Source organism: Candidatus Similichlamydia epinepheli (assembly GCF_003056015.1).
In genome coordinates this window covers 1-1,537 of sequence record NZ_PPEU01000134.1, presented here as the reverse complement: position 1 = coordinate 1,537, position 1,537 = coordinate 1, and the positions used below count along the sequence as shown (strand labels likewise).

Genomic DNA, 1,537 nt, shown 5'->3' with positions numbered 1-1,537 from the left:
AAAACTCAATAAACCTTTCTTCTTTGTTATTGGTTGCGTCACCGAATTGAGTTCCACGATCATAGTAAAGCTCTGAACATGGTCCGCAAGGACCTTGATCTCCCATTGCCCAGAAATTATCTTCAGGTCCAAGAGCCCAAATCTGCTCTTGAGGCACCCATTTAGACCATAGATCGGCTGCCTCTTGGTCTCCTTCTAGAATAGACACGAAAATTCTTTTTGGATCCATTTGAAAAACTTCCAGAGAAGCGTGCCAAGCTAATTCAATGGCTTTTTTCTTGTAGTACCCTCCAAAAGAGAAGTTCCCTAGCATCTCAAAGAATGTAAGATGCCTACTAGTATGGCCAACGTTTTCGATGTCGTTATGTTTGCCACCGCAACGTAAACATTTTTGACAGGAAACAGCTTGAAGAACATGTGAGGAGCGTTTTTTTAGAAAAATATCTTTGAACTGATTCATTCCAGCATTTACAAAAAGAAGAGTTGGATCTGTCTTAGGAAGAAGTGGAGAAGACCTGAAGAGATGATGATTATGTTTTTGAAAAAACTGAAAGAACACTTCTCTTATTTCATGTCCGAGCATAGTACAGTTTCTCCTTCATGGTTGCAATTTGCGATGTGCTCCTTCAATTTCTAGGATGTCTCCTAAAAGATAGGGGGCGTTTGAGTCGATTTCGTTCAGCGTTCAAGCTTCAATTTTTTTTGAAACTTCGTATGAAATTCCCTCCATATAGGACGAGTAATATATGGGCGAATAACTAAAAAGAATACCTATTTGGCAAAGGTAGACAAAGAAAAAAGGCAAGCAGTTTCATCACATCATACGGCCACGCATTTACTTCATTGGGTTCTAGAAAATTATTTCGGGTCACACATTCGTCAAGCCGGATCGTTAGTATCTGAAGATCGACTTCGATTTGATTTTAATCATCATAAGCTACTTTCTTCAGATGAGATTAATCTTATTGAAAAAAAAATGAATCAATTGATCCGTAAAAATGGAACTATTGAAACAGAGGAACTAACATATCAAGAAGTCGAGGGAAACTCTTTTATCAAGCAATTTTTCAACGAAAAGTACGGCGAAATAGTCCGTGTTGTGACTATAGATTTAAAAGAAGATGGAGTCTCTAAGGAGTTGTGTGGAGGTACACACGTAATTCAGACTGGAGAACTTGGATGCTTTCAAATAATTAAGAGCCAAACAGTTGCCTCTGGGATTTGTCGGATAGAAGCAGTAGTTGGAAACTCTGCGGAGAAACGAATATATAAACAAACATCAAAGATTAAAAACTTGGTCAATTTGTTCAAAGTTCAGGAAGATTCTCTTGAAGAGCATGCTGGTCAACTTTTGAGAAAAGTAAAAGACTATGAGCGTCAATTAAAAGAAATGAAAACACTTCAGATGCAAACTCTAGTAAAAGAATGGGTACTAAATCAACCGAATATGGATACAAATTGGAAAATCTTTTACCAAGAAATAGATCGAAGGTGATCAGCAATAACACGGAAAGGTGCGTTCGTTTCCATATGATCT

At 37.7% G+C, this 1,537-nt stretch carries 2 protein-coding genes; one reads left to right on the top strand and one right to left on the bottom strand.

Annotated elements, in window-relative coordinates; translation table 11 throughout:
* Positions 1–583, bottom strand: a 583-nt coding sequence (locus GCCT14_RS04895) for an alanine--tRNA ligase-related protein (protein WP_239978387.1), incomplete at its 3' end; no start/stop codon positions are given.
* Between the two features lie 192 nt (positions 584–775).
* Between GCCT14_RS04895 and GCCT14_RS04890 the strand changes: the two genes are divergently transcribed.
* A complete protein-coding gene (locus tag GCCT14_RS04890; protein WP_108624450.1) occupies positions 776–1,495 on the top strand; it encodes an alanine--tRNA ligase in 720 nt (239 codons plus the stop codon).
* The last annotated feature ends 42 nt before the right edge of the window (positions 1,496–1,537 follow it).